Origin of the sequence: Pacificibacter sp., from assembly GCF_039769035.1 — a bacterium.
Classification (GTDB): domain Bacteria; phylum Pseudomonadota; class Alphaproteobacteria; order Rhodobacterales; family Rhodobacteraceae; genus Celeribacter.
In genome coordinates this window covers 1-3,229 of the sequence record NZ_JBDMZG010000178.1, presented here as the reverse complement: position 1 = coordinate 3,229, position 3,229 = coordinate 1, and the positions used below count along the sequence as shown (strand labels likewise).

General features: G+C 53.0%; 4 protein-coding genes and 1 pseudogene. 3 read left to right on the top strand and 2 right to left on the bottom strand.

Features of this window, described 5'->3' with window-relative positions:
* Positions 1-437: pseudogene (locus ABF287_RS14840) on the bottom strand (lytic transglycosylase domain-containing protein); the annotation flags it as partial.
* A 190-nt stretch (positions 438-627) separates the two neighbouring features.
* Here ABF287_RS14840 and dapA point away from each other — a divergent pair.
* Positions 628-1,500 (top strand): 4-hydroxy-tetrahydrodipicolinate synthase, encoded by an 873-nt coding sequence (gene dapA, locus ABF287_RS14835; RefSeq protein ID WP_347185776.1) that lies wholly within the window; start codon positions 628-630, stop codon positions 1,498-1,500.
* Between the two features lie 56 nt (positions 1,501-1,556).
* Here the strand turns inward: dapA and ABF287_RS14830 are convergent, their stop codons facing one another.
* Positions 1,557-2,012, bottom strand: coding sequence for an ion channel (locus ABF287_RS14830; protein ID WP_347185775.1), 456 nt, complete (start codon positions 2,010-2,012; stop codon positions 1,557-1,559).
* Between the two features lie 95 nt (positions 2,013-2,107).
* On the opposite strand from ABF287_RS14830, the gene smpB reads away from it, so the two are divergent.
* A complete protein-coding gene (gene smpB / locus ABF287_RS14825; RefSeq protein WP_347185774.1) occupies positions 2,108-2,587 on the top strand; it encodes an SsrA-binding protein SmpB in 480 nt (159 codons plus the stop codon).
* A 145-nt stretch (positions 2,588-2,732) separates the two neighbouring features.
* The gene (locus ABF287_RS14820; RefSeq protein WP_347185773.1) at positions 2,733-3,035 is read left to right on the top strand and encodes a hypothetical protein; all 303 of its coding nucleotides are present in this window, start codon (positions 2,733-2,735) and stop codon (positions 3,033-3,035) included.
* Positions 3,036-3,229 lie beyond the last annotated feature (194 nt).

Below are 3,229 nucleotides of genomic sequence, written 5' to 3'. Positions count from 1 at the left end.
AGCGCGATTTCGCGCCATGTGATCACGGCCTGTGCGGCCGCATCGCCCTTGGCGCCGGTGGCTTCATACGCTTCGATCAAACGCAGTGCGCCAGCGGCGGTCCGGGGTGGGTAGGCGGTGAGATAGTCAATAACTTGGCGCGTTTCGCCTGTCTTGGGGATCGATTTCTCGCCCATTTGGGCCAAAAGCGGCAAGCCTGGCCAATCGGGGTTTTTACGCAAAAATGCGCGGTATTCCGCGAAGGTTCCTTTGCCAGCGCGCAGTCGATGCCACTCGATGACATCGCGCCCTAGGCCCGTGGCCTCTGATTTTGCGCGATCCCAGTCACCTGCAGTCCGAAATGTGTAGGCAGAACGTAAAGCATCCGCATCGGGCGATTGAGCCTGTGCAGTGGCAGAAAATGCTATAAAAACAGCGGTATAGATGGCGCGGATCATCGCGTGTGGGCCTCATGTGCTCAATTTTTTATGGATCGTTTTGCAACAAAGGTAGCGCTTGTGTGTTAAGTCGCAAGACACATTCTTGGCATTCCCTGCGAAGGCGGCTAGTTTCCGCGTGAAATTCAATGAGGCGATTCAGTCCGCGCGGGCAGATATCGCCCTTTCTGTAGAAGAAAAGGAGCGCACAATGTTTAAAGGGTCATTTCCAGCCCTGGTGACGCCGTTTAAGGACGGCTCAGTGGACTTTGACGCGCTCAAACGCTTGGTTGAGTGGCACATTGCCCAAGGTACAAACGGTTTGGTTCCTGTCGGGACAACTGGCGAAAGCCCAACATTGACGCATGCTGAGCACGAAAAAGTGGTCGAAGTTGTTGTTGAAACAGCGGCGGGTCGCATTCCTGTGATTGCGGGCGCTGGCTCGAACAATACGGCTGAAAGCATCCATCTTGCGCAACACGCTGCCAAGGTCGGCGCGGATGCAGCTTTGGTTGTGACGCCGTATTACAACAAACCGACGCAAGCAGGCCTGATTGCGCATTTCACAGCGATCCATGACGCTGCTGATATTCCGATCATTATCTACAACATTCCTGGCCGCTCTATCGTCGACATGTTGCCTGAAACAATGGGCGATTTGGCCAAGTTGCCACGTATCGTTGGCGTCAAAGATGCTACGGGAGACCTTGCACGTGTGCCTGCCACGCGGATCACTTGCGGCACCGACTTTTTGCAGATGTCCGGCGAAGATGCGACGGCTTTGGGCTTCAACGCTCACGGCGGGCGCGGCTGTATTTCGGTGACAGCAAACGTTGCACCTAAGCTTTGCAGTGAAATGCAAGCGGCGACATTGGCTGGTGATTATGCTTTGGCGCTTGAGATCACGGACAAGCTGATGCCATTGCACCAAGCGATCTTTGTTGAGCCTGGTTTGTGCGGCGTGAAATATGCGATGTCGCTTTTGGATCTGTGCCCAGAAGACGTGCGCTTGCCATTACTGCCGGTGTCTGATGACACCAAAGCACAAATCAAAGCGGCTTTGCAGCACGCGGGTTTGCTCTAAATCTTAGCCTGCTGCATGTACTGATTTGAAAAGGGGGCCTCGGCTCCCTTTTTGTTTCAATAGTCGTGTGGCTTTTGCTTTCGCAAAGAGTCCAGTTGGTTGCGGCGCACGTGGCGCAGCACTTCCATCAAGAGCGCTGTCATCATCCCGATGTTCAAAAGCCCGTTGGTCGCGCACAACCCGCTGAGCAGGCGCCATTCTATTGGCAACAACAGGTCGCCGAACCCCAAGGTCGTAAAGGACACGAGTGCGAAATAAAGCGCCTCTTCGAAGTTGTCGAAAATATGCAGCACGCGAAATGCGATCGCCCAGATCCAAACACCCGCTGTGATCATCCATAAAACGGCCACCACTGCGCCTGCCAAAACGATGGCTAATTTCGGGCGATGCGGCTCCCTGATGAGCCATTTGTGCGATCGATTGAGAATGATTTCGAACACCAAGAAACCGAGTGTTGCGACCGCTACGGACATTAAAATCAGAAACGTGCCGATAAAAATTTGAATAAACATGGCCGGTCATACTCCGCTATTAACAGCAATATGCCAGAGCCAGCGCATGCGGACCAGTGGACACTGTCGCGCGGATGCCGTAATTGAACCGCATTATGGCAAAGAAAATGACCGCAGAAGAGAAAAACTACAAAGTGATCGCCGAAAATCGGCGCGCACGCTACGACTATGCCATCGAGAGCGATCTCGAATGTGGCATGTTGTTGGAAGGCTCTGAGGTCAAATCCCTGCGCACGGGCGGGTCCAATATCGCCGAAAGCTATGCGGCAGTTGAAGACAACGAACTTTGGTTGGTTAATTCTTATATCGCGCCTTACCAGCAAGCGATGTTCCCGCACGAAGAGCGGCGCAAGCGTAAGTTGCTGGTCTCAAAACGTGAATTGTCCAAGCTGTGGCAAGCCACTGGCCGCGAAGGCATGACGCTTGTGCCTTTGGTGATGTATTTCAACCATAAAGGCCGTGTCAAAATTAAGATTGGCATCGCTAAGGGTAAGAAAAATCACGATAAACGTGCATCTGATGCCAAACGCGATTGGGCGCGCCAAAAGTCGCGCTTGATGCGTCAAAACTCCTAAAATTACGGTCCGACTTACGCCAACTTGGGGAAAACACTGCGTTTTCTCCCCTGTTTTTGCATGCTTTGCATGTTTTAGGCAGGGCACAACAAAGCGAAAGGTCAGCTTTGCAATTCACAATAAGACCTTGGCAAAGGAACGTACTATGGAACAAATCATCATTCAGTTGATCGCGGGCGCTATTGGCGGCAACGCAGTTGGTAAAATGGCACCGAAACTCAACCTCGGCGGTCTTGGCAACTCTCTTGCCGGTATTGTTGGTGGTGGTCTTGGTGGCCAGATCTTGGGCATGCTTGGCGCTGGCGGAATGGGCGCAGCTGTTGACGCGGCGACTGGCGCAGGTGGAATCGACCTTGGCACAATCATCCAAAGCTTTGCAGGCGGCGGCGTTGGTGGCGGTGTCTTGATGGCTGTGATCGGCTTGGTTAAGTCACAAATGAGCAAGTAAACCTGCTGATAGAATGTTGCGAGGGCGTGCTGAAAAGCACGCCTTTTTGCGTTTTAGGGGCGATTTCGCGCGATATGCACAGAAACGCGCCTTTGAACGGTCTCGCGTCTTGCATGAAACAAGGCAGAGCGTTATGCGAAGATATCCCAATTCAAAGGCTGAGAAATGCCCCATAGCGACCCGAATACAATCGT

What these genes read in the sequence shown, in the direction of transcription:
- dapA (WP_347185776.1), top strand. Translation starts at nt 628, where the DNA reads ATGTTTAAAGGGTCATTTCCAGCCCTGGTGACGCCGTTTAAGGACGGC.
- ABF287_RS14830 (WP_347185775.1), bottom strand. Translation starts at nt 2,012, where the DNA reads ATGTTTATTCAAATTTTTATCGGCACGTTTCTGATTTTAATGTCCGTA.
- smpB (WP_347185774.1), top strand. Translation starts at nt 2,108, where the DNA reads ATGGCAAAGAAAATGACCGCAGAAGAGAAAAACTACAAAGTGATCGCC.
- ABF287_RS14820 (WP_347185773.1), top strand. Translation starts at nt 2,733, where the DNA reads ATGGAACAAATCATCATTCAGTTGATCGCGGGCGCTATTGGCGGCAAC.